The sequence below is a fragment of the Litoreibacter albidus genome, from assembly GCF_900107015.1.
Taxonomy (GTDB): Bacteria; Pseudomonadota; Alphaproteobacteria; order Rhodobacterales; family Rhodobacteraceae; genus Litoreibacter; species Litoreibacter albidus.
Window position 1 is genome coordinate 473,014 of the sequence record NZ_FNOI01000001.1, and the last position, 22,106, is coordinate 495,119.

At 58.2% G+C, this 22,106-nt stretch carries 21 protein-coding genes; 10 read left to right on the top strand and 11 right to left on the bottom strand.

The genetic code is table 11. The annotated features are described in order from the left end of the window. Positions 1–1,947 carry a threonine--tRNA ligase gene (thrS, locus tag BLW66_RS02400; protein WP_089944473.1) on the bottom strand — a complete coding sequence of 649 codons (1,947 nt, stop codon included), beginning with the start codon at positions 1,945–1,947 and terminating at the stop codon, positions 1–3. 232 nt (positions 1,948–2,179) lie between these two features. Here thrS and BLW66_RS02405 point away from each other — a divergent pair, with 232 nt between their 5' ends. The 6 genes from BLW66_RS02405 to BLW66_RS02430 are packed head-to-tail and all read left to right on the top strand — an operon-like array spanning position 2,180 to position 6,509. Further along, positions 2,180–2,920: an alpha/beta fold hydrolase gene (locus BLW66_RS02405; protein WP_089944476.1), complete on the top strand. Its 741-nt coding sequence runs from the start codon at positions 2,180–2,182 to the stop codon at positions 2,918–2,920. Continuing rightward, positions 2,920–3,900, top strand: a complete 981-nt coding sequence (locus BLW66_RS02410; protein ID WP_089944479.1) for an alpha/beta hydrolase — start codon at positions 2,920–2,922, stop codon at positions 3,898–3,900. Before BLW66_RS02405 ends, BLW66_RS02410 begins: the two co-directional genes overlap by 1 nt. Positions 3,901–3,903: 3 nt before the next feature. Continuing rightward, the gene (locus BLW66_RS02415) at positions 3,904–4,344 is read left to right on the top strand and encodes a VOC family protein (protein WP_089944481.1); all 441 of its coding nucleotides are present in this window, start codon (positions 3,904–3,906) and stop codon (positions 4,342–4,344) included. Between the two features lie 10 nt (positions 4,345–4,354). After that, positions 4,355–4,996, top strand: coding sequence for a hypothetical protein (locus BLW66_RS02420; protein WP_089944484.1), 642 nt, complete (start codon positions 4,355–4,357; stop codon positions 4,994–4,996). Next, positions 4,997–5,758, top strand: a complete 762-nt coding sequence (locus BLW66_RS02425; RefSeq protein WP_089944486.1) for an SDR family NAD(P)-dependent oxidoreductase — start codon at positions 4,997–4,999, stop codon at positions 5,756–5,758. It begins immediately after the preceding gene. A gap of 55 nt (positions 5,759–5,813) precedes the next feature. Next, entirely contained in the window at positions 5,814–6,509 is a 696-nt protein-coding gene (locus BLW66_RS02430; RefSeq protein ID WP_089944489.1) for an alpha/beta fold hydrolase, read from the top strand. Here the strand turns inward: BLW66_RS02430 and phaZ are convergent. Beyond that, on the bottom strand, positions 6,506–7,789 hold the full coding sequence (phaZ, locus tag BLW66_RS02435; protein WP_089944492.1) for a polyhydroxyalkanoate depolymerase: 1,284 nt from the start codon (positions 7,787–7,789) through the stop codon (positions 6,506–6,508). The genes BLW66_RS02430 and phaZ overlap by 4 nt on opposite strands. Before the next feature lie 113 nt (positions 7,790–7,902). On the opposite strand from phaZ, the gene BLW66_RS02440 reads away from it, so the two are divergent. The 3 genes from BLW66_RS02440 to phaR all read left to right on the top strand — a co-directional run bounded on the left by BLW66_RS02440 (position 7,903) and on the right by phaR (position 11,118). Further along, the gene (locus BLW66_RS02440; protein WP_089944494.1) at positions 7,903–9,714 is read left to right on the top strand and encodes a PHA/PHB synthase family protein; all 1,812 of its coding nucleotides are present in this window, start codon (positions 7,903–7,905) and stop codon (positions 9,712–9,714) included. 197 nt (positions 9,715–9,911) lie between these two features. After that, positions 9,912–10,361 carry a phasin, PhaP gene (locus tag BLW66_RS02445; RefSeq protein ID WP_089945635.1) on the top strand — a complete coding sequence of 150 codons (450 nt, stop codon included), beginning with the start codon at positions 9,912–9,914 and terminating at the stop codon, positions 10,359–10,361. Positions 10,362–10,551: 190 nt separating this feature from the next. Then, positions 10,552–11,118, top strand: a complete 567-nt coding sequence (gene phaR, locus BLW66_RS02450) for a polyhydroxyalkanoate synthesis repressor PhaR (protein WP_089944497.1) — start codon at positions 10,552–10,554, stop codon at positions 11,116–11,118. A gap of 43 nt (positions 11,119–11,161) precedes the next feature. Here the strand turns inward: phaR and BLW66_RS02455 are convergent, their stop codons facing one another. Continuing rightward, a complete protein-coding gene (locus BLW66_RS02455) occupies positions 11,162–12,544 on the bottom strand; it encodes an aminotransferase (RefSeq protein WP_089944500.1) in 1,383 nt (460 codons plus the stop codon). Positions 12,545–12,634: 90 nt separating this feature from the next. On the opposite strand from BLW66_RS02455, the gene BLW66_RS02460 reads away from it, so the two are divergent. Next, positions 12,635–13,603 (top strand): LysR family transcriptional regulator, encoded by a 969-nt coding sequence (locus tag BLW66_RS02460; protein ID WP_089944503.1) that lies wholly within the window; start codon positions 12,635–12,637, stop codon positions 13,601–13,603. A 3-nt stretch (positions 13,604–13,606) separates the two neighbouring features. Here BLW66_RS02460 and BLW66_RS02465 read toward each other — a convergent pair whose 3' ends face one another. From BLW66_RS02465 to BLW66_RS02500, 8 genes are all read right to left on the bottom strand, one after another. Continuing rightward, entirely contained in the window at positions 13,607–14,791 is a 1,185-nt protein-coding gene (locus BLW66_RS02465; protein ID WP_089944507.1) for a DegT/DnrJ/EryC1/StrS family aminotransferase, read from the bottom strand. Positions 14,792–14,863: 72 nt separating this feature from the next. Further along, positions 14,864–16,159 carry an NAD(P)/FAD-dependent oxidoreductase gene (locus BLW66_RS02470; RefSeq protein ID WP_089944510.1) on the bottom strand — a complete coding sequence of 432 codons (1,296 nt, stop codon included), beginning with the start codon at positions 16,157–16,159 and terminating at the stop codon, positions 14,864–14,866. Continuing rightward, on the bottom strand, positions 16,156–17,532 hold the full coding sequence (locus BLW66_RS02475; protein ID WP_089944513.1) for a glutamine synthetase family protein: 1,377 nt from the start codon (positions 17,530–17,532) through the stop codon (positions 16,156–16,158). Before BLW66_RS02475 ends, BLW66_RS02470 begins: the two co-directional genes overlap by 4 nt. Then, a complete protein-coding gene (locus BLW66_RS02480) occupies positions 17,522–18,223 on the bottom strand; it encodes a type 1 glutamine amidotransferase (protein ID WP_089944516.1) in 702 nt (233 codons plus the stop codon). The genes BLW66_RS02475 and BLW66_RS02480 overlap by 11 nt, the downstream gene beginning before the upstream one ends. A gap of 39 nt (positions 18,224–18,262) precedes the next feature. After that, positions 18,263–19,597: a glutamine synthetase family protein gene (locus tag BLW66_RS02485; RefSeq protein ID WP_089944518.1), complete on the bottom strand. Its 1,335-nt coding sequence runs from the start codon at positions 19,595–19,597 to the stop codon at positions 18,263–18,265. A 3-nt stretch (positions 19,598–19,600) separates the two neighbouring features. Continuing rightward, positions 19,601–20,407, bottom strand: coding sequence for an ABC transporter permease (locus BLW66_RS02490; protein WP_089944521.1), 807 nt, complete (start codon positions 20,405–20,407; stop codon positions 19,601–19,603). Then, the gene (locus BLW66_RS02495) at positions 20,404–21,270 is read right to left on the bottom strand and encodes an ABC transporter permease (protein ID WP_089944524.1); all 867 of its coding nucleotides are present in this window, start codon (positions 21,268–21,270) and stop codon (positions 20,404–20,406) included. Before BLW66_RS02495 ends, BLW66_RS02490 begins: the two co-directional genes overlap by 4 nt. Before the next feature lie 85 nt (positions 21,271–21,355). Beyond that, positions 21,356–22,087, bottom strand: coding sequence for a transporter substrate-binding domain-containing protein (locus tag BLW66_RS02500; RefSeq protein WP_089944526.1), 732 nt, complete (start codon positions 22,085–22,087; stop codon positions 21,356–21,358). Between the last annotated feature and the right edge of the window lie 19 nt (positions 22,088–22,106).

Here is a 22,106-nt window from a genome sequence, read left to right on the forward strand (position 1 = left end):
TTACTTAAGATCAGGTGGGCAGGCGTCTGCCTTAAGGTCCGCGATCAGCGCCTCCGTCTCCACGACGGAGGTGTGCTTTTCGCCCAAACGGCGCAGCGTAACGGTGCCGTCCTCAACCTCTTTTTTGCCGACCGCAAGGATCACGGGAACCTTGCCGACCGAATGCTCGCGCACCTTGTAGTTGATCTTCTCGTTGCGGGTGTCAGCCTCCGCACGGATGCCAGCGGCGCGCAGTTTCTCAACTGTTTCAATCACATACTCGTTTGCGTCCGAGATGATAGACGCCACAACCACCTGACGCGGTGCCAGCCAGAACGGCAGCTTACCGGAATGCTCTTCGATCAAAATCCCGATGAACCGCTCGAAAGAGCCGAGCGTTGCGCGGTGCAGCATGACAGGGCGGTGCTTGTTGCCATCCTCGCCGATGTAGGTCGCGTCAAGGCGCTCAGGCAGCACGAAGTCGACTTGGTGCGTGCCGCACTGCCAGTCACGACCGATGGCGTCTGTTAACACAAATTCAAGCTTTGGCCCGTAGAAGGCACCCTCACCGGGGTTCAGCTCCGGCTCAATCCCCGCCGCACGTGTGGCGGACAAAAGGGCGGCCTCCGCCTTGTCCCAAACCTCGTCCGACCCCGCGCGGGTGTCCGGGCGATCAGAAAATTTAACGCTAAAGTTTTCAAAGCCGAGGTCTTTGTAAACAGTCGACAGGAAGTCGATGAATACGGCGGTTTCCGCTTCGATCTGGTCCTCGCGGCAGAAGATGTGGCCATCATCCTGTGTGAACCCACGGACCCGCATGATGCCGTGCAACGCGCCGGATGGCTCATAACGCGCGCAGGACCCGAATTCGGCCATACGAAGGGGCAAGTCGCGGTAGGATTTCAATCCGTGGTTGTAGACCTGCACGTGGCATGGGCAGTTCATTGGCTTCAGCGCGTTGACGGATTTCTCGCGGGCATGGTCTTCGTCCACTTCGACGACGAACATGTTCTCTTGGTATTTCTCCCAGTGACCGGAGGCTTCCCAGAGCTTGCGGTCAACGACTTGAGGCGTGTTTACCTCTACATAGCCACCTTTACGCTGCATGCGGCGCATGTAGTCTTGCAGCTCTGTGTAGATGGTCCAACCGTTGGGGTGCCAAAACACTTGGCCAGGGGCCTCTTCCTGCATGTGGTACAGGTCCATCTCGCGGCCAAGTTTCCGGTGGTCACGCTTCTCGGCTTCCTCAAGGAAGTGCAGGTATTCCTTGAGCTTTTCTTTGTTCTGAAACGCCACACCGTAGATGCGTTGCAACATCGCACGGTCGCTATCACCGCGCCAGTAGGCGCCGGCGACGGACATCAGTTTGAACGCATCGGCTGGTACTTGGCCGGTGTGTTGCAGGTGCGGCCCGCGGCACAAGTCCTGCCAGTCGCCATGCCAATACATGCGCAGCGGCTCGTCGCCAGGAATGCTTTCGATGAGTTCGACTTTATACGGCTCACCGTTGTCTTCATAAAACTTCACCGCGCGTGGCCGGTCCCAAATTTCAGTGCGAACGGGATCGCGCAGGTTGATGATTTCCTTCATCTTCTTTTCGATCGCGCCGAGGTCTTCTGATGAGAACGGCTCCGCGCGGTCGAAATCGTAGTACCAACCGTTGTCGATCACTGGACCGATGGTCACTTTGACGTCTGGCCACAGAGCCTGCACCGCGCGCGCCATGATGTGCGCCAGGTCGTGGCGGATAAGCTCCAGCGCGGGGGCTTCGTCTTTCATGGTGTTAATGGCGATTTGCGCATCGGCCTCAATCGGCCAAGCCATGTCGTAGTGTTCGCCATTCACAGTGGCAGAAATGGCCTTCTTGGCAAGCGATGACGCGATGGACGCTGCGACTTCGGCGGCGGTGACGCCTGCATCATAGTCGCGCGAATTGCCGTCAGGAAAAGTGAGGGAGATTGAGGCCATGTGTTTGGCTCCTCGTCAGTTTGGCGCCCACGGAACGCCCGGTTGCGGGTTATGTGTGTGGCTTAAATGGCGGGGTCGTGCGCGAAGGTCAAGCGGGGATGCGACTGGGCGGTCTTTCATAGCAGCGGGTGCGGGTTTTTGAGCCACGCTCGGGCGGTAGATCATGTCGTGTCATGGTTGCACCTTCCGCACCAATCGCTAGCTTACCAGACATTACAATTTGGGAGGCGATATGCCCGATTACCTTGAAACCAGCACGGGACGCCGCATTGCCTATCACCGTAACGCGGGGGAGGGGCCCGGTGTCGTGTTTTTGGGCGGCTTCAAGTCGGACATGAAGGGCACCAAGGCCATTCACCTAGAAGCGTGGGCGAAAGCGCAGGGGCGCGCGTTCTTGCGCTTCGACTACTCCGGCCACGGTCAGTCTTCAGGGCTTTTCACCGACGGGGCGATCAGCGATTGGGCGCAGGATGCGCGTGATGCAATCGAGGGGCTGACGGAAGGCCCACAAGTGCTCGTCGGCTCGTCCATGGGGGGGTGGATTTCGCTGCTGATGGCGAAGCGCATTCCTGAACGCATCGCCGGACTGGTTACCATCGCCGCCGCGCCGGATTTCACCGAGGACAGCATGTGGGCGGGCTTCAGTGAGACACAAAAGCAAGAGCTAGCGGCAGGGCAGGTGGCGTTGCCGTCTGACTACGGGGACCCCTACATTATCACCAAACGCCTTATAGAGGACGGGCGGGACAATCTGGTTCTTCGCACGCCGCTTCGCTTGCCATTTCCCGTGCGCTTCTTGCAAGGTACCGCAGATGCTGACGTCGATATGGCCGTCGCGCTGCGGTTGCTGGCACATGCTGAGGGGCACGATATGCGGTTGGCGTTGCTTAAAGGCGGGGATCACCGGTTCTCCGACGGTCCGGCATTAAGCATGATCGAGGGCGCGCTTTCTGACGTCCTCACTGCGATCTGATGCAGCGCTTCGGACAGTGGTTGGGCCGCATTCTGCTGGGCTTGCTCGTCATCGGGGTGGCGATCTATTTGTTCGTCCCCGCAGAACCTGTGGACACCGAAATAACGTTTCAAGAAAGTAGTTTGGGTGATGACCTTGACGCGTACTTAGCCAAATCCGAGGCGAAGTTTGATGACATCACCGAGGGCGTTGAAAAGCGGATCGTCTGGGCCGGTGAGGTAGGGGCGCAGACACCGGTTAGCATTGTCTACGTGCACGGGTTTTCCGCGACGTCTGAGGAAATCAGACCAGTGCCGGACAAGCTCGCGGCCCAGCTCGGGGCCAATTTGTTCTACACACGCCTCAAAGGGCACGGGCGCGGGGCGTTGGCGATGGCCGAACCCGTTGCTGGCGACTGGCTGGAGGACGTGGCGGAAGCCTTGGCGATTGGGCGACGGCTGGGGCAGGACGTGATCGTGATTGCTACATCGACGGGGGGCACCGCTGCGGCAATCGCCGCGACTGATCCGTTGCTGATGGAACGGGTAAAAGGCGTTGTGATGGTGTCGCCAAACTTCCGCGTCCGCTCCCCGATGTCGGTGATGTTGGAATGGCCGCTGGCCCGTAGCTGGACGGCGCTCGTTGCCGGAGCAGAGCGCAGCTTCGCGCCTATAAACGACGATCATGGGAAATACTGGACCACGCTTTACCCGACCACCGCACTCATCCCGATGGCGGCCTTGGTCAAGCATGCCCGCGACGCGGATTACTCCAAGGTGACGACACCCGCGCTGTTCTTGTTCTCTGATAGTGATGGCGTCGTTTCGGCTGAGACAACCCGCGCGGTTTCCACGAAGTGGGGCGGACCGGTTACCCTAAGTCCGCGCGAACTGGCGGAGGGCGATGATCCGTTCAACCACGTTATCGCAGGTGATATCCTGAGCCCGAACCAAACCGAAGAGACTGTTGCGGTGATGAAAGCCTGGATTGAGGAGATTTAGATTATGGAACAACGCATTTCGCTGATCACGCTTGGCGTGGAAGATATGGAGCGCGCCGCGTCTTTCTACGAGGGGCTTGGGTGGGCCCGCACTGATAGTCCCGATGGGGTCATTGCCTTTGATATGGTGGGGCAGACACTTGGGCTTTACCCGAAATCTGGCCTTGCTGCAGAACTGGGCATCGACGAGAGCAGCATCGGCGGGTTTTCCGGCGTCGCGCTGGCACATAACGTGCGTGCGAAAGAAGACGTGGCCAAAGTGTTGGCCAAGGTTGAAGCCCTTGGCGGGAAGATTTTGAAGCCAGCGCAGGATGTATTCTGGGGCGGACACCACGGGTACTTTGCCGATCTGGATGGTCATGTTTTCGAGGTTGCCCACAACCCGTTTTCCCCACTTCGCGATGGGGACGGGGCGTTTCGTTGGAACGGATACGGTGCGCCGTAAGCCTACCTCCATGTGGTCGTTGGAAACCTTGGGCCGCGAGCGATTGTCCAAATACTTCTTCATGCGGGAATTTCTGTACTCCGAGATCGGCAATTTTCATGCACGCCAGAACATTCCCGACGATGTTGAGTTGACATTAAAAGTTGGTCGCGCGTTCTGCACGGAATTGCTGGATCCGCTGCACGAAACTTTCGGCTGCGTTACCGTGCGGTCCGGCTATCGCTCTGCCGCGCTTAACCGTTACGGCAATGAGAACAAATTGAACTGCGCGCGCAATGATCATCCGGGCGAGTGCCATATCTGGGACCGCTCGGTTGACGCACCGATTGGGGGCGCGACCATTGTGATCCCGTGGTTTGCCGACCAATACGCGCAAGGCCGTGACTGGCGCGATTTAGCCTATTGGATACATGACCATTTACCTTATTCGGAGCAGTGGTATTTTCCAAAACTTGCGGCATTCAACCTAACTTGGGAGCCGCACCCGCGCCGAACGATCTCCAGCTATATCGCGCCGCGCGGGAAATTATTGGCCGCGGGGCAAGAGCCGGAGGAAGACCGCGCGACCCGCGCCGCTAGATACATGGATTTTCCGCGCTTTCGCGGTTTGACCCAGCCCGCCATGCCCAAAACCTGGACAGGAGCCTCCTAAATGGCACTACCTAAAACCCCTTCCTTCCGGCTTGACGGAAAACGCGCATTTGTCCCTGGCGGGTCACGTGGTATCGGGCTTGGCTGCGCGGTGGCGCTTGCGGAGGCGGGCGCGGACGTCGTGATTGCCGCCCGCAGCGCGGATCAGGTCGCGGACAGTGTGGCGCAGATGCAGGCCGTAGGCCTCTCTGCAAGCGGGTTATCGCTGGATGTGACGGACTTGGCCGCAGTTGAGGCCGCGTTCAACGATCACGGCCCGTTCGACATCTTGTGCAACTCGGCGGGGTTGGCACGTCACACGCCTGCCAGCGAAACGATGCCCGATGATTTTGACGCCGTGGTCTCGATCAACATGAAGGCCGCGTACTTTATGGCGCAGCAAGCCGCGGCGCAAATGCGGGGGCGTGGTGGTGGCTCCATCATCCAGATTTCCAGCCAGATGGGCCATGTCGGCGGGCAGGAGCGTGCTGTCTATTGCGGGAGCAAGCATGCGGTGGAGGGATTTAACAAAGCGATGGCGATAGAGTGGGGCCCCGACAATATCCGCGTCAATTCGATCTGTCCGACGTTCATTCTGACCCCCCTGACGGAGACCACATTCGCGGACCCTGAGAAGCGCGCGTGGATTGACGACAAGATAAAGCTGCCGCGTGTCGGCATGGTCGAAGACATTATGGGCGCGGCAGTCTATCTCGCCTCCGACGCCTCCGCCTTGGTGACGGGCACGTCTATACTGGTCGACGGCGGCTGGACCGCAGGTTAAGACGTTCGCGACCGATCACCGCCTGCGCGCCTTTTATTTTACAAGGAAATCCCCAATGCCAGAGCCTCTCGTCCTCCTGCCAGGCATGATGTGCGATGCACGCCTTTACGGCCCCCAAATCAAAACACTTGGCCGCGACCGCGCTATTCACGTAGCGCCTATTCAGGCGCAAGACACGGTGGAGGCTATGGCGACGGAGGTGCTGGCCAATGCACCAGCGACCTTCGCACTGGCGGGCCTGTCGATGGGCGGGATCGTCGCGATGGAGGTTGTGCGTCGCGCGCCGACCCGCGTGACGCGGTTGGCGCTTATGGACACGAACGCGCTGAGCGAAACACCGGCCTATGCCGCCTCACGGGAGCCTCAGATTGCGCGAGTGATGGCTGGGTCACTTGTGGAGGTGATGCGCGAGGACATGAAACCCGACTATCTGGCCCCTGGGGCAGGGCGTCAGGCGGTTCTTGATCTGGTGATGGACATGGCGCTGGAGATGGGCGAGGGCGTTTATCTGCGCCAATCCCGTGCTTTGCAACGCCGTCCTGACCAGCAAAACGTGTTGCGGAAATTGAAAATTCCGACGCTTATTTTATGTGGGGAATATGATCGTCTTTGCCCCGTGTCGCGCCACCAGTTCATGGCGGATTTGATCCACGGGGCAGAGCTGTGCATCGTGCCAGACGCAGGCCATTTGCCAACGTTGGAGCAGCCTGAGGCGGTCAATGCCGCACTCAAGCGGTGGCTTTCGGCTTAGGCTGTCTTTTTCTTCAGCTTGGACACGTTGCTTTTTGCGGGTTTTGGCGCGTCCGCGTTGGCGTCGATGAACTCTAGGACCAGTGGGCGGATGTTGTTGCGCCAGCTTTTACCGGCAAAAATACCATAGTGTCCGGCCCCTGGCTCCACATGAGAGGCCTTCTTGTCGTCGGGTAACCCTGTGCATAAATCCAATGCTGCGATGCACTGACCGGGTGCGGAGATGTCGTCTTCGGACCCTTCGACCGACTTCACAGCGACCGAAGTGATCTTTCCGATGTCGACTTTCTTGCCATTTACGGTGAACTGATTCTTTGCGATTTCACGGCCTTTGAAGATCCGCTCCACGGTAGACAGGTAGAACTCTGCGGTCATATCCATGACGGCAAGATACTCGTCGTAAAATTTGTTGTGCTTGGCTTGCGCGCTTACGTCGTCCTTGGACACGGCCATGATGTGTTCCTTGAAGGCGGTGCCATGGCGCTCGGCATTCATCGACATGAAAGACGACAGTTGTAGCAGGCCGGGATAAACCTTGCGGCCCACGCCGTTGTACTTGAAGCCGACGCGCTGGATCGCGGTTTCTTCTAGTTGCCCCATCGTGATGCGACGGCCAAAATCGGTCACATCCGTAGCGGCCGCATCGGGGTCAATCGGGCCACCGATCAGGGTCAGAGAGCGGGGCTGTGCCTTGGGGTTTTCTTCCGCAAGATAGGCCGTCGCGGCCAAAGCCAGTGGTGCGGGTTGGCAAACGGCAATGACGTGGGTGTCTGGTCCCATTTCTTTCATAAAATCAACGAGGTAGAGTGTGTAGTCCTCGATGTCGAACTTGCCTTCGCTGACCGGAATGTCACGGGCATTGTGCCAATCGGTGATGTAGACTTCCGCCTCTGGCAACAGGCTCACGACGGTCGAGCGTAGCAGCGTGGCGTAGTGGCCGGACATAGGGGCAACCAGCAGAATTTTGCGGTCCATCGTTGGGCGGTCAGCGACGTTGAAGTGGATCAGGTCACCGAATGGTTTGGTCAACACATGCTCGACCTGCACGAGGTGGTCGCGGCCGTCTTCCCCCACAACAGAGGCGATGTTCCAAGCAGGTTTTGCGACCATCCGCGCGAAGGTGCGCTCCGTCACTTCGCCCCATGCACCCAGCATTTTGAGCCAAGGATTGGAGCTCATCCCCGCCGCTGGATATGAACCCATGGCTTGCGCAGTTGCACCTAACCACTGGTTGGTGACGCGCATCGTTTCCATCAGGTCGTAAGTTGCCATATACTTCACGGGTAGCTCCTTTCGAGCGTAAGCTTTGCCCTACGTCAATTCGTCGCTTTGCTACATAAGCATTACGTCGATACTTCGCAGTTGCAGCATTAAGGTATTGTGGAAAACTTAAGATGACAACCAAAACTGATCCATCCGACGATAGTGCCAATGCTGAAAAGCTCGAACGCTTGAATGCAAATCTTGCCAAAATGGACGTGTTGTCCAAGCGTCTGGTCGCGGCGATGGGTAAGAAAAAGTCAGCTGATCCGGGTCTTCAGGCCCCAAGTCAGGACGTCTACATTCAAGCTGCCGCCGCTTATATGGCGGAAATGATGAATAACCCGTCTAAAATTTTGGAGCAGCAGGTCAATTACTGGGGCAAGTCGTTAAAACATTATGTAGATGCGCAGCAGCAGGTCGCCCACGGCAAGTTGACGCCACCCGAGGACAAAGGCCCCAGCGATCGCCGTTTCAAGTCTGAACTTTGGGACACGCACCCGTATTTCAACTTCATTAAGCAACAATACATGTATTCGTCGGAGGCTATCACCGACGCGATGCAGAACCTCGACGGGTTGTCCGATCACGAGAAAAGTCGCGTGTCCTTCTTTGCGCAGCAGATCGTGGACATGTTTGCGCCGACCAACTTTTTGGCGACGAACCCCGAAGCCTTGTCGCGCGCGGTGGAGACGGATGGCGCATCCTTGGTGCAGGGGCTTGAGAACCTTGTGCATGATATAGAGGCGAATGAGGGCGACTTGCTGGTCAGCCTCGCCGATGAGACCGCGTTCAAAATCGGGGAAAACATTGCCGCCACCGAAGGCTCCGTCGTGTTTCGAAACCGTATGTTTGAGCTGATCCAGTACAAGCCCACCACGGAAAAGGTCAATGCGACCCCGCTGGTGATCTTCCCGCCGTGGATCAACAAGTTTTACGTGATGGACCTGAAGCCGCAGAATTCCCTCATCAAATGGCTGGTAGATCAGGGACACACACTGTTCGTGGTGTCTTGGATCAACCCCGATGAGACTTATGCAGACGTCGGGATCGACACCTATGTAGACGAGGGATACCTGACCGCGTTCGAGCAGATCAAAAAGATAACCGGTGAGAAGCAGGTGAACGCGGTGGGGTACTGCATCGCCGGTACCACTCTGTCCCTTGTTTTGGCTTTGCTGAAGAAGCGCGGCGATACGTCAGTGAAGGCGGCTACGTTCTTTACCATGCTGTCCGATTTCGACGACCCCGGTGAAATGGGCGTGTTCTTGGAGGACGATTTTGTCGACGGGATAGAGCGGCAGGTCGCGGAGAAGGGCTATCTGCACTCCTTCTTCATGTCGCGAACGTTCTCTTACCTGCGGGCGAATGATCTGGTCTACGGGCCTGCGATCCGCAGTTATATGCTGGGGGAGGCGCCTCCAGCCTTCGATTTGCTCTACTGGAATGGTGATAGCACCAACCTGCCAGGCCGCTTTGTGGTCGAGTATTTGCGCAACTTGTGTCAGCAGAACAAGCTGGCCAAAGGTGAGATGGAGCTGCTCGGTGAGACACTGTCACTCACCGATATCGACGTCCCGATCTGCGCCATCGCTTGTGAGACTGACCACATCGCAGCTTGGCGTGGTTCTTACGCGGGAATCACTCAGTTCGGATCGAAGGATAAAACCTTCATTGTCTCCGAGTCGGGCCATGTTGCGGGGATTATCAATCCCCCGTCGAAGAAAAAATACGGCCACTACACCAATACCGACATGACTGGCACGCAGGACGCGTGGTGGGCTGGGGCAACCTTCAATGAGGGCTCTTGGTGGCCGCGTTGGGATGGTTGGTTATCTGGGAAGTCGGCGAAGAAAGTACCCGCTCGAACGCTTGGAAGTGAGGAATTTCCGATACTTGCGCCTGCTCCGGGGACTTATGTTCAGATGAAATCTAACAAGGCCTAAGCAACTTTTACACCTGTTAAACAAGGCGCGGGCGCAAGAAATTGCCTCGCGCCCTGATCGTTTTTCGGTCGCTTTGTGAAGTTTTTGCTGCAGTGCAGAAAAAAGCTTGCAATGCTGCAATGCAGCACGTATATATTCTGCAGACGCAAGCAAGTTACCGGGTCGCAGATGACCCAAATTTTTTGGAGATCAAGACAATGGCTAACAAAACACAAGACTTCACCAAAGTATTCTCTGACATGGCAGCTGCATTCCCGGTTGATATGTCCGCATACAACGAAGCACTGAAAAATTCCGCAGCACTGGGCGAAAAAATGTCCAAAGTTGCACTGGACGCCGCAGCGACTTCCGCTGAGCTGTCCTCCAAGTGGACAAAAGAAACGCTGACCAAAATGTCCGGCGTGACCAAAGCCCAAGCAGAGCCTGCTGACTACGCGAAATCCGCTTCCGACTTCGCAACATCGCAAGCTGAATCTTCCGCTGAGCACTTGGCTGCTTTCGCTGAAGTTGCGAAAAAAGTTCAAATGGAAACTGTTGAGCTGCTGATGGCCGCTGGCAAAGACATTCAGGAAGACACATCGGCTGCTGTTAAGAAAGCAACTGACGAGCTGACCGCAAATGCGAAAAAAGCAACTAAAGCTGCCTAAGCTTTAGCGCTTTCAAAACACTGCCGCTTTTCCTCCCGATAGCGTGCAGGTTTATAGGGTGGGCCTTTCGGGCCCGCCCTTTTTTGTGCGCATAAGGCACGGGGGTGCATAGCAGGCTTGCCCGCCAGCCCCTTTTCTTTTTTCTGCGCCTGCGCTAGCGTTTTCTGCACCGCAATACTGGGAGGTTTTCGTGGCCAAAGCTGAAAAGACACCGTTGTTGATCAAACGTTACGCCTCGCGGCGACTCTACAACACGGAGACCAGCGATTACGTAACGCTCGATGACATCTCCGGCTTCATCAAAGGCGGCCGTGATGTGCAAATTATTGACCTGAAATCAGGTGACGACCTGACCCGCCAATACTTGTTGCAGATTATCGCCGACAACGAGAGCAAGGGTGAAAACGTTCTCCCTATCAATGTGTTAACGGACCTCGTGCGCAGCTACACGACGAACGCGCAAAGCATGGTGCCGGACTTTCTGGCTGCAAGCTTTGAGATGCTGCGCGAGGGGCAGACCAAGATGGTCGAGAGCATCGCCAGCCCAATTTCGTCAGTACCCGGGTTTGAGCAGATCAAAGCCCAACAAGAAGCCTTCATGAAGTCGATGATGGGCGGCTGGACGGGGCCGGGCTCTGACGATTACGCAAAGACCGAGTCTGACGCGACATCTAAGAAAGAAGACACGTCAGAGTTGGAAGCAATCAAAAAGCAGCTCGCTGACATGCAGGCCGCCGTTGCCAAGATGGGCAAGTAGCCAGACCTGCCCATCTATATTGCACCCTAGGCCGGCTTCCGGCCTAGACGACCTCCTCAAACACTTTGTTCAAGGCCGCTTCTAGCTTTTGGAACATTTCATCCATCTGTGGATCGGTCATTATGAACGCAGGGCAAAGCACCACAGCCTGACCCAGCGGGCGGCAAATCAGGCCGTGATCCGTGCAGGTGTTCGCGATCCGCTCGGACACGCTTAGCGACCCGTCGAACGGCGTTTTTGTCGCCTTGTCCTTGACGGCCTCAAGCGCGCCCATAAGCCCGATACCGCGTGCCTCCCCGATGTGGGGGTGCTGGGCAAGCCGTGTCATTTCAGCTTCAAATTTCGGCGTGATGGCGCGCACGTTGTCGATCAACGGCGCGGCACCGTCGGAGCCGTCCATGATTACCTCAATCGCCTTGAGCGCGATCGCGCAACCCACGGGATGGCCGGAGGCGGTAAAGCCATGCGGGAATTCCTCAATAGCGTTGGCGGCCGCTTGCATCCGGTCGGTTAGCTCTGCCCCAAGGATCACCGCGCCCATGGGGAAGTAACCCGCCGTCAGGTTCTTGGAGGAAATAATAGCATCAGGCATGAAGTCATACGCCTGACACCCCCAGTCAAACCCTGTACGTCCGAAGCCGGTGATCACTTCGTCCGCGACCAATGGAATGCCGTGTTTCTTCAGGATGGGGGCAATCGTCTGGAAATAGCCTTTTGACGGGGGGATGACCCCGCCTGCGCCCATGACAGGCTCCGCCACAAACGCCGCGATGGTGTCGGCACCTTCGCGGGCGATGACGTCTTCCAGCTCCGCGCCCATACGGGCGGTAAACTCGGCCTCCGTCTCGCCGTCGCGGCCTTCGCGCCAGTAGTGCGGGCAGGTGAGGTGGATGAACCCGTCCAACGGCAGGCCAAAGACCTCGTTATAGGGTTTGCCCGTCATCGACGCAGATACGGCCGTCACACCGTGGTAGCCGTTCTTGCGGGTTAAGATTTTGCGGCGTTCGGGCTTTCCCTCGGACCTGCCCAAGAACCACAGCATTTTAACCAACGTGTCATTCGCCTCCGAACCGGAGTTGGTATAGAACACCTTGCCGCGCTCGAACGGTGAGACGTCGATCAGTTTCTCGGACAGCATGACGGTTTGATCCGACATCCGCCCGAAGAAGGCGTGATAGCCCGGAAAGCGATCGTATTGCGCCTTAGCTGCAGCGGCCATGCCTTTGTGGTCAAACCCCGCCACCATGTTCCAAAGACCGGAGTTTGCGTCGAGATAACGCCGCCCGTGGACGTCAACGACGTAGGGGCCTTCACCGTGGGTTAGGACGACGGTTCCGCGCTCCTCAATCGAGGGCAGGTCGGTAAATCCGTAGAAGGAATGGGCATCGGCGCGGGCTTCCCAAGAGTTGGGGTTATCGTCACGCATGTCTCTGGTCTCCAGTTTGAGTTGGGGTTAGCTTACGCTTGGTCCGCGACCTCGGCAATCGAGATCAGCGTGTGCGCGATGAGGATTGGTATGGTTGATACGCCGGGAAAAATAACGCTTTGGCAGATCGAGATTTTCGTGGCCGCAGCGGAGGAGCCATCCATAACCGCCGCCGCGCGCAGGTTGGGATCTAGCCCGTCCGCCGTTAGCCAACAGCTGTCCAATCTGGAGGCCGCCCTTGGCGCACGCTTACTGACACGCACCGAACGCCCCATGCCCCTGACCCAAGCGGGGGAGTTGTTTTTGCGCCGTGCCCAAACCATTTTGCACGAGGCGGCTTTGGCAACTTCGGAGCTAACGCTGAACGATCTGTCCGCACGCATGCGGTTGCGCATCGGCGTGATTGAAGACTTCGACGCTGACGTGACCCCCGCGCTGCTGACGCGACTGGCGGAGCAGATGCCAAAGGCGCAGTTCCTGCTAGAAACTGGGGCGTCTCATCGCTTGCTGGACCAGCTGGAAGCGCGGGCGCTGGATATGACCGTGGCAGCAGAACCCGGCGACTTGCCGCCGTCTTATGAGGTGCATCCCTTGATGGAGGACCCGTTCGTCGTCGTGACACCGCGCCGGATGGTGCGTGAGGGCTCCGACCTGATGGCGGCGTTAAGGGCCAATCCGCTTCTCCTTTACACATCGCGCCACGTGATGGGCCGCCAGATCGCGTCGCACCTGTCGCGCGTGAAACTGAAAGCGTCCCACCGGTTTGAGCTCGATAGCTACCATGCGATCATGGCGATGGTCGCCAAGGGGGAGGGGTGGACGATCCTCACCCCGCTGGGCGTGATGCGCGCCAAACGCTTCATCGACCGCGTGGACATCTTCGAGTTGCCGTTCGAGCCGATATCGCGCCGCATATCCCTGATGGCCCGCGAGGGGGCCACACAGGACATTCCGGCGCGTGTCGCCGCCGAAATGCGCCCGCTGTTTCAGCGCGATATCGTTGAGTACTGCACCCATAAAATGCCGTGGCTCAAAGATAAGATGCGTATTCTGAGCTAAGGCTTATCCGCGCACTTGGGCGGCCGCCTCAATCAGCGCGTCCGCGATGTAATCCAACTCATCCCGTGTGAGCCGCGCCGGAAGCCGCGTGTCGCAGGCTTTCGCCAGCATCGCACGGGTTTGCGGCAAATCGGGCAGGTCGCCTGGGATGAATTGCCAGTTCCAAAACGCACGTGCGTTGTCTTTGGATTGCCCGAACACCTGCGTACTGACGCCACGTGCTTTCGTGGCGTCCATATAGGCTTGCGACTGCTCGGCCGTGAAATCGTTCAAATTGAATTGGATAGAGTCCGGCGCACGCAACTCTGGCGCCAATGGCGCCGGAACGGTGAAGTAGCCACTGTCGGTCAACCGCGCCGCGACATAGTCGTGGTTGGCGCGACCGTTCTCTATACGGCGGGCCAGTTCCGGCAGTTGCGGGCGGATCACGCAGGCGCTCAGGTTCTGCATCCGCAGGTTATAGAGCGGCAGTTTGTTTTGCCACTTGGCGGCTTCTTCGCCGACGATCGCGTGCTTGGACCAGTTGTGCTCATAGGCACCGGACATAATGACCGCACGCGCCACCAATTCGGCGTCATCGGTGATCATGATGCCACCCTCGCCAGCGTTGATCATTTTGTAGCTCTGGAACGAGAAGCAGCCGACCTTGCCCAATGTGCCGATGTTCTTGCCGTTCCACTTGGTGCCAAGCGAGTGTGCAGCGTCTTCAATGACCGGCAGGCCATGGTGCGCTGCCATGTCCAGAATGGCGTCCATATCGGATGTGTGTCCGCGCATGTGGCTAATCAACACGGCGTCGGCTGTCGTGATTTTGGCCTCTAAATCGGCCAGATCAACGCGGTAATTGTCGCCGACTTCCACAAGGACGGGCAGGCAATCGGCGTGGACCACTGCAGAGGGCACGGCGGCAAAGGTGAATGCTGGGATCAGGACTTTCGCGTCGCGGGGTAGGTCCAACGCTTTCAACGCCAAGAACAGCGCGGCGGAGCAGGACGACACTGCCAACGCGTATTTCGCGCCCAATAGTTCTGCGAACTCTTGCTCGAGCAATGCAACGGGGGAGTTTTCCGGCGCGGTGTAGCGGAACAGATCGCCGCTGCTCATCAGAGCCTCGATCGCGGCACGGGCCGCATCTGGGATAGGCTCCGCGTTATAGGTGTTCGGGGCTTCGAGTGGGAGGTCACGCATCGCAGCTTCGCCTTTTCCAAATTTTACCTTCGGAAAAGCTGTAACCTAGTTTTCGATCTTCGGAAAGGGTTTCTAGAACCCCAGCTTGTCGCGTGTCGCGAACCACGTCATGGCGAGCGCAAGCAGCGGGGCGCGGAACGCAGGGCCGCCCGGAAATTTTGCGCAAGGTAGTTTAGACAGCGCATCGAACCCGTCCGTGTCGCCGCGCACAGCATCGGCAAGCACTTTCCCCGTGAAACCCGCAAGAGCGACGCCGTGGCCCGAATACCCAGCGGCGGCCAGAACGCCGGGTTGCGGGCGCGAGATAGAGGGCAGGCGGGACCGCGTGATCGCCAAAGTGCCGCCCCACGCGTGGGTGATCTCCACGCCTTTCAAGTGTGGGAACACTTGCGCCATTGGTTTTCGCACGACGGCTGCGATGTCCGTCGGGAACGTGTAGCCATAGCTTTCCCCGCCGCCAAACAGCAGCCTGCCATCCTCACTCAGGCGGTAGTAATTCACCACAAATTTGCTGTCAGACACGGCGATGTCGCGGCGCAAAACATCTATCGCGCGCGAGCCAAGTGGCGCTGTCGCGGCAATGAAATTGTTGATCGGCATCACGCGCGTTGCGGTGTCGCGGCTGAGTTCGGTGCCATACCCGTTGGTCGCTTGGATCACATGCGTGGCGACAACCCGCCCGCCGTCGCACCGTACGGTGGTCCCGTCGATCCCCAGTGCGCGCGTCGTCTCAAAGATGCGTACGCCCGCCGCGACACAGGCGCGGGCCAAGCCCAAGGCGTAGCGCAACGGATGCAAATGCCCCGCGCCATGATCCAGCGTGCCGCCCTGATAAACGGGGGACCGCACGATATCATAGAGCGCTTCTTGGGAGAGGGGTTCTAAGTCGCCATAGCTATAGTGCTCCGCCAAGTAGGCCGCATTGGCGTGATCTGTCACCGTCTCGCCAGCGTGCCAATTCGCGTGGGCGATGCCATTGGTAAAGCGGGCCTCAGGCGCGTAGGTCGCGCACAGTTTTTTGGTCAAGGACATCGCGCCTTGTGACATTGCCCATAGCTTGATCGCGTCGTCTTTTCCCAACAGTTTTTCAAGGGTTTGCTGAGACGTATTAAAGCCAGATTGTACCTGACCACCATTACGCCCCGACGCGCCAAATCCAACGCGTTGCGCGTCGATTAAGACGACGTCCAACCCCGCCTGCGCGGCGTGTAGCGCGGCGGACAGACCTGTGTAGCCGCCGCCAATGACGCAAAGGTCCGCACGCTGGTCACTGGTTAGGGCGTCAAACGCGGGCAGCTTATCGGCGGTGTCCGCATACCACCCGTCGGGGTAGCACCCACGGCGGTCGTTCGCGTCGAGCAGGTTCATACGCTCAAAAGCAGATGCTCACGCTCCCACGGAGAGATGACTTGTAGGAATTCATCGTACTCGGCGGTTTTAACGATCTGGTAAACCCGTGCAAATTCCGGATGAAGAACGTTGTGCATCTTATTGGCATCTTTGAATAAATCGAGTGCCGAAAACAGGTCGCGCGGGATTTCTTCGATGCCCTCATAGGCGTCACCCTTGAATTCTTTGGTCGGGCGTTTGCGCTCCTTCAGGCCAAGGTAGCCGCAGGCCAGTGACGCGGCGATGCTCAGGTACGGGTTGCAATCCATCCCCGAGAGGCGGTTTTCCACGCGACGTGACGCCGCGTCGGAGATCGGCACGCGGATACCTGTGGTGCGGTTATCGCGGCCCCACTCCAGATTGATGGGGGCGGCGTGGTCTTTGACGTAGCGCCGGTAGCTGTTCACGTAGGGCGCAATCAACGCCACGACCGATGGCAGGTGGTTTTGCAAACCGGCGATGAAGTGAAAGAACGCGTCCGTTTCAGCGCCGCGTCCGCCGGTAAAAATGTTCTTACCGGTCTCGCGGTCCAGAACCGAATGGTGAATGTGCATCGCACTACCGGGTTCACCCTCGATAGGCTTGGCCATAAAGGTGGCAAAGCAATCGTGGCGCAACGCGGCTTCGCGGATCAGGCGTTTGAAGTAGAAAATCTCGTCAGCGAGCTTCACAGGGTCACCGTGCTGCAAGTTGATTTCTAACTGACCTGCGCCGCCTTCTTGGGTGATGCCGTCGATCTCGAAACCCATGTGTTCCGCGAAATCGTAGATGTCATCAATCACGGGGCCAAACTCATCCACAGCGCTCATCGAATAGGCTTGGCGAGCGGCGGCGGGACGGCCGGATCGGCCCATCATTGGCATGATCGCTTCCGCTGGATTGATGTTTCGCGCGACGAGGTAGAATTCCATCTCAGGCGCTACGACAGGCTCCCAGCCTTCCTTGCGGTAAAGCTCTACCACCCGTTTTAGAACGTTGCGTGGGGAGAAGGGGATCGGTTCGCCATTTTGGTCGAAGGCGTCGTGGATCACTTGCAGCGTCCAGTCGCCAGTCCACGGCGCGGCGCAGGCTGTCTCCATATCCGGTCGCAAGATCATGTCGGGTTCTGTGAAACCATTTTCACCAGCGGCTTCGCCCCAACCACCAGTGATGGTTTGGAAGTAGATGGAGTTGGGCAGGAAAAATTGCGACTGCCGCGCGAATTTGGAGGCGGGCACAGCCTTGCCGCGCGCAATACCAGGCAGGTCAGAGACGACGCATTCTACCTCGTCCAGACGGTGACCGTTCAAGTATTCCTGCGCCGCATCGGGCAGGTTCTGCATCCAGTCGGTGTCTAAGGGGCTAATCTGCATGGACAGCCTCACGGGGCAGTTTGAAGAAGTCGGTGATTTTCTGGGCGAGCACAGCGTTGTCGTTGCTTTTCGCCGCGTTCTCTACCGCTAAATCCATGATGTCGTCAGGATAGTCCGCGCTGCCTTTGCGCAAGCGCACGAACTCGCGGATCACGCGGCTCTCGAACTCCGGATGTGGCTGTACCGTAAAGGCGCGGTCGTCGTAGACCAGCGCCGCGTGCTCGCAAAAGCCGTTGGACGCCACGGTTTGTGCGCCTTCCGGCAAGCGCAGCACTTGGTCTTGGTGCCATGCGTTCAGCTTTACCGGCCCAAGATCGTCAAAGGTGTAATCATTCAGGCCAATCGCCCAGCCGCCGTCGAACTTCTCCACATGCCCGCCAAGCGCTTGCGCGATGATCTGGTGGCCAAAGCAGATACCAACCATGGGCACATGGGCGGCGTAGGCTTGCCGGATGAAGGTCTCCAGCAGCGGAATGAACGCATGATCCTCGTACGCGCCGTGGCGTGAACCGGTGAGCAGCCACCCGTCGCAGTCGCGTATATTTGTGGGGAACTGTAAGTGCTCCACATCGTAGGTCTCAAACGTGAAGTCGCGTCCGGCCAGGAGGGCGTGGAACATATCCGCATAGTCGCCGAACTGATCTGCAACTTCGGGGGCCGCATGTCCGCAGACCAATATGCCGATTTTCATTCTCGCCTCTTAAAACAGATGTTGCCGTATATGGTGCGTCTAGACGGTATCAAGATACAGGTCGATGCGTTCCACCTCGGTCAGCTCAAGATAGTATTGCGCTTCTTGCTTCTTAGTCATCAGATAATTGCGGATCAACTGGCGGGGCAAAATGCGGTGCAAAAGCTCTGAGGTCTCAAACGCGGTAATTGCGCCTTCCCACGTGGTCGGCAATTGCGGAAGTTCCTCGTCATAGGCGGAGCCGGTGATTGGTGCGGGGGCCTGCATCTCATCCTCCATACCGACCAATGCGGCGCCCAGAACGGTGGCAAGCATCAGATAGGGGTTGATATCGCCGCCCGCCACGCGGTGCTCTATCCGGCGTGCTTGATGGGCGCCTGCGGGCACACGGATGGCAGAGGTGCGGTTCTCATAGGCCCACGCGATGCCCGTTGGGGCATGCGCACCTGGGGTGAAGCGTTCGTAGCTGTTGCCGTGTGGGGCAAAGATCAACATGGAGGCTGGCATCGCCTCAATGCAACCCGCGATAGCGTGGCGCAGGGCGGGGGTGCCTTCGTCGCCGCCGTTGTCGAAGATGTTGTTGCCGTCGGCGTCCAGTACGGAAAAATGCGTATGCATCCCCGTGCCGGAATGTTCTGCATATGGCTTCGCCATGAAGCTCGCGGCGAACCCGTGCTTGCGGGCAAGGCCGCGCGTCAGGATTTTGAACAACCAAGCATCATCGGCGGCCTTCATGGCGTCGTCGGTGTGGACAAGGTTGATCTCGTATTGGCCCATACCCGCCTCGGAAATGGCGGTTTCTGCGGGGATATCCATCGCTTCACAGGCGTCGTAAAGCTCGGTGAAAAAGTCATCGAACATGTCAAGCGCACGCATCGACAGAACTTCCCCGCCCAAGCGGCGCTTGCCGGACCTTGGAGCAGGCGGGGGTTGCAATTCGTCGCTGGAGTCGTCGATCAGATAGAATTCCAGCTCTGTGGCGACGACGGGGCGTAGGCCCTTTGCGGCATAACGGTCGACAACAGATTTGAGCGCATGCCGCGGGTCGCCATGGAACGGCGTGCCGTCTTCCAAGAACATCCACATCGGCAGCAACGCGGACGGGTTGACCAGCCAAGGCATCGGCACGAAGCCCCGCTCCGTTGGCATCAAAACGCCGTCGCGATCGCCAGAGGCAAAGACCAGCGGGCTGTCCTCTATGTCGTCGCCCCAAATGTCTACGTTGAGGACGGACATGGGCATGCGAGACCCGTCCGTTGTTAGTTTATGTCCGAAGCGGGCGGGCATTCGTTTGCCGCGGGCCTGGCCGTTTAAATCTGCGACTGCGGCGCGAATGTTGCGCACGGTGGGGTTGTCGCGGAGCCAGCTGTCCATGTGTTACCTGATGATTTGAGGACGATAGCGCAGCTTTCGCCGCGCCTCTTGCGGAAGGTGGCGGTTGAGCCGTTTGTTTACAAGGCCGAACGCGCCAATAACGATCAGCGTCAGCAAGATAAAATAGCCCGCCACGATGGGGTAGGGGACGAAGGGGTTGAAGGTCTTATCGGCGAAGTAATTCGCATAGTATAGCGCGTCGCCCTTCTGTTGAAATGCTGGGAAGCCAGTGAAGAACACAAGCGTGGTCGCGTGAAACAGAAAGATCGCTTCGTTTGTGTAGGCGGGCCACGCGAGGCGCAGCATTGTCGGCCAGACCACGCGGCGAAACCGCGTCCAGCCGGTCATGCCGTAGGCCTCTGCAGCCTCGACCTCGCCCTTAGGGACGGAGCGCAGCGCGCCGTAAAAGATCTCGGCGGAGTAGGCGGCAGTGTTGAGAAACAGCACGATCAAAGCGCCTGCCCAAGCTGACGTCAGCCAGCTGAAGCCGCCAGTTGCTTGTTTCAGGGTTAGGAACAGGAAATATGCGAGGAAGAACTGGATGAACAGCGGTGAGCCGCGGAACACCAAGATGAACCAATTGGCGGGCCGCCGCAGCCACAGGTTATCGGACGCCTTCGCCACGGCAACTGCTGTAGCCAAAACAAACCCTGTTAATAGCGCAAGCAAGCCAAAATAGATGTTCCAAATCATGCCGGAGCCGATCAACGTCACCTGTTGGCAGATGGTGAAATCATCGCGCGGGAGCAAACGCTCCCCATACCCGATGGAGCGGAAGGCGTAAGCCTGTACAGTGTCCCAGCAACTCATTGGGTGCCACCCAAGGTGGCTTGTCCGTTGGTGAGACGCGCCATGATCCGTTCTAACACGACTTCGGAAAGTTTGGTGAACGACAGGTAGAACACGAGCAGTCCCAAGAAGTACCACAAGCGCCAGTCGCCGTGCGGGTAGTCGGTGAAGCGCGGGGTCTTTGTCCCGCCCAATTCGCGGGCCCAATACACGATGTCTTCAACGCCCAGTAGGAACAGCAGGGGCGTGGCCTTGATCAACACCATCCAAAGGTTGCTAAGACCAGGCAAGGCATAAACCCACATTTGCGGCACTGTGATGCGGCGGAAAGTCTGCGCGGCGGTCATGCCGTAGGCTTGCGCGGTTTCAATCTGCGCCTTGGGCACAGCATTCATCGCGCCATAAAGCACATTTGCCGCGAAGGCACCAAAGACGATTGCGAAGGTCAGAACGGCGGTGAAAAATCCGTAAACCTCATGCACCCATTGTGGCGCGTCGCCCAAGGGCAGCTTGGCGGCTTGGCACACGACGAAGTCGTTGCCTTGGCGGATAGGCTGGTCCCAATCGGGGCACATGTATTGATGGCGCAGCCACTCGAACCCCTGATCTAGGGCGATGACAAAGAACAAGAAAAACGCGATGTCGGGTACGCCGCGAACAACCGCGATATAGATCTTGCCGAACCAGCGCAGCGGCAAGAAGTGCGAGCGCGCGGCCATCGCACCACCGAAGCCGAAGAGCAACGCAGCGGGCGCGGTGATAGCGAGCAGCGTCAGCACGGTGCCGAAGGCCCAATAGAGCCCCATGTGCTTACCTGTGGTCAGGTAGCAGCTAAGCCAAGACAGGCCCTCAAGGGTGGTGGGGTCGGTGCAATAACTAAAGATGGGAGTGCCTGCTGAACGGTCGGAATTTAGGTATTTAGGAAGCAGTGATGAGGTGGAGCACGGTGCCCCACCTCATCCATAGTGCTTAGAACGTGGCGGAGCCAGGCAGGTGCTTGGCGATCAAGGCGTTCAAGCTACCGTCCGCTTTCATGGACTGGATGGCTTTGTTGAACTTCTCTTTCAGCTCCCCGTCGCTTTCGCGCACGCCGATACCGATGCCGCCGCCCAGCAGAACGTCGTCGCCGATCAGCGACAGGTCTGCGTCAGCTTCTGCGATGGGCTCAAGGAATGCTTTGTCGGCCAGAGCCGCGTCCGCTTCACCGTTTTTGACAGCTGCAACGGTTTCTTCAGGGTTGGCGAATTCGACCAGCGTTGCGCCGGACATGGACGCGATGTGGCTTGCTTGGATGGTGGAGGCTTGCGCCGCAACCACTGCGCTTGCGACGTCTACATCGCTGCTGAGCGCGATGTAGGAGGACGGGTCGGGCTGTGTGTACGGATCAGTGAAGTCGATGACTTCATCACGCTCTGCGGTGATCGACATACCAGCGATAATCGTGTCGTAGTTGCCGGACACGAGGTTCGGGATGATGCTGTCCCATTCGTTGGTGACCCACTCGCATGTCAGCTCCGCGCGTTTGCACAGCTCGTCGCCCAACTCGCGCTCGAACCCGTCAACTTCGCCAGCGTCGTTGATGAAATTATAGGGAGGGTAGGCGCCTTCGGTGCCCATGCGGATTGTTTTGCCGTGGCCATCGGCCAGTGCAGCGCCTGCTGTCATGATCAGCGCGGTAGTGGCAAGGATCAGGTTTTTCATGTTGGATACTCCTAGTTTA

Coding starts and splice junctions, on each gene's coding strand:
- BLW66_RS02460 (WP_089944503.1), top strand. CDS start 12,635: ATGGTTGATACGCCGGGAAAAATAACGCTTTGGCAGATCGAGATTTTC.
- BLW66_RS02480 (WP_089944516.1), bottom strand. CDS start 18,223: ATGAAAATCGGCATATTGGTCTGCGGACATGCGGCCCCCGAAGTTGCA.
- BLW66_RS02500 (WP_089944526.1), bottom strand. CDS start 22,087: ATGAAAAACCTGATCCTTGCCACTACCGCGCTGATCATGACAGCAGGC.
- BLW66_RS02410 (WP_089944479.1), top strand. CDS start 2,920: ATGCAGCGCTTCGGACAGTGGTTGGGCCGCATTCTGCTGGGCTTGCTC.
- BLW66_RS02430 (WP_089944489.1), top strand. CDS start 5,814: ATGCCAGAGCCTCTCGTCCTCCTGCCAGGCATGATGTGCGATGCACGC.
- thrS (WP_089944473.1), bottom strand. CDS start 1,947: ATGGCCTCAATCTCCCTCACTTTTCCTGACGGCAATTCGCGCGACTAT.
- BLW66_RS02445 (WP_089945635.1), top strand. CDS start 9,912: ATGGCTAACAAAACACAAGACTTCACCAAAGTATTCTCTGACATGGCA.
- BLW66_RS02420 (WP_089944484.1), top strand. CDS start 4,355: ATGTGGTCGTTGGAAACCTTGGGCCGCGAGCGATTGTCCAAATACTTC.
- BLW66_RS02490 (WP_089944521.1), bottom strand. CDS start 20,407: ATGAGTTGCTGGGACACTGTACAGGCTTACGCCTTCCGCTCCATCGGG.
- BLW66_RS02425 (WP_089944486.1), top strand. CDS start 4,997: ATGGCACTACCTAAAACCCCTTCCTTCCGGCTTGACGGAAAACGCGCA.
- BLW66_RS02455 (WP_089944500.1), bottom strand. CDS start 12,544: ATGCGTGACGATAACCCCAACTCTTGGGAAGCCCGCGCCGATGCCCAT.
- BLW66_RS02415 (WP_089944481.1), top strand. CDS start 3,904: ATGGAACAACGCATTTCGCTGATCACGCTTGGCGTGGAAGATATGGAG.
- BLW66_RS02475 (WP_089944513.1), bottom strand. CDS start 17,532: ATGCAGATTAGCCCCTTAGACACCGACTGGATGCAGAACCTGCCCGAT.
- BLW66_RS02465 (WP_089944507.1), bottom strand. CDS start 14,791: ATGCGTGACCTCCCACTCGAAGCCCCGAACACCTATAACGCGGAGCCT.
- BLW66_RS02485 (WP_089944518.1), bottom strand. CDS start 19,597: ATGGACAGCTGGCTCCGCGACAACCCCACCGTGCGCAACATTCGCGCC.
- BLW66_RS02405 (WP_089944476.1), top strand. CDS start 2,180: ATGCCCGATTACCTTGAAACCAGCACGGGACGCCGCATTGCCTATCAC.
- BLW66_RS02470 (WP_089944510.1), bottom strand. CDS start 16,159: ATGAACCTGCTCGACGCGAACGACCGCCGTGGGTGCTACCCCGACGGG.
- BLW66_RS02440 (WP_089944494.1), top strand. CDS start 7,903: ATGACAACCAAAACTGATCCATCCGACGATAGTGCCAATGCTGAAAAG.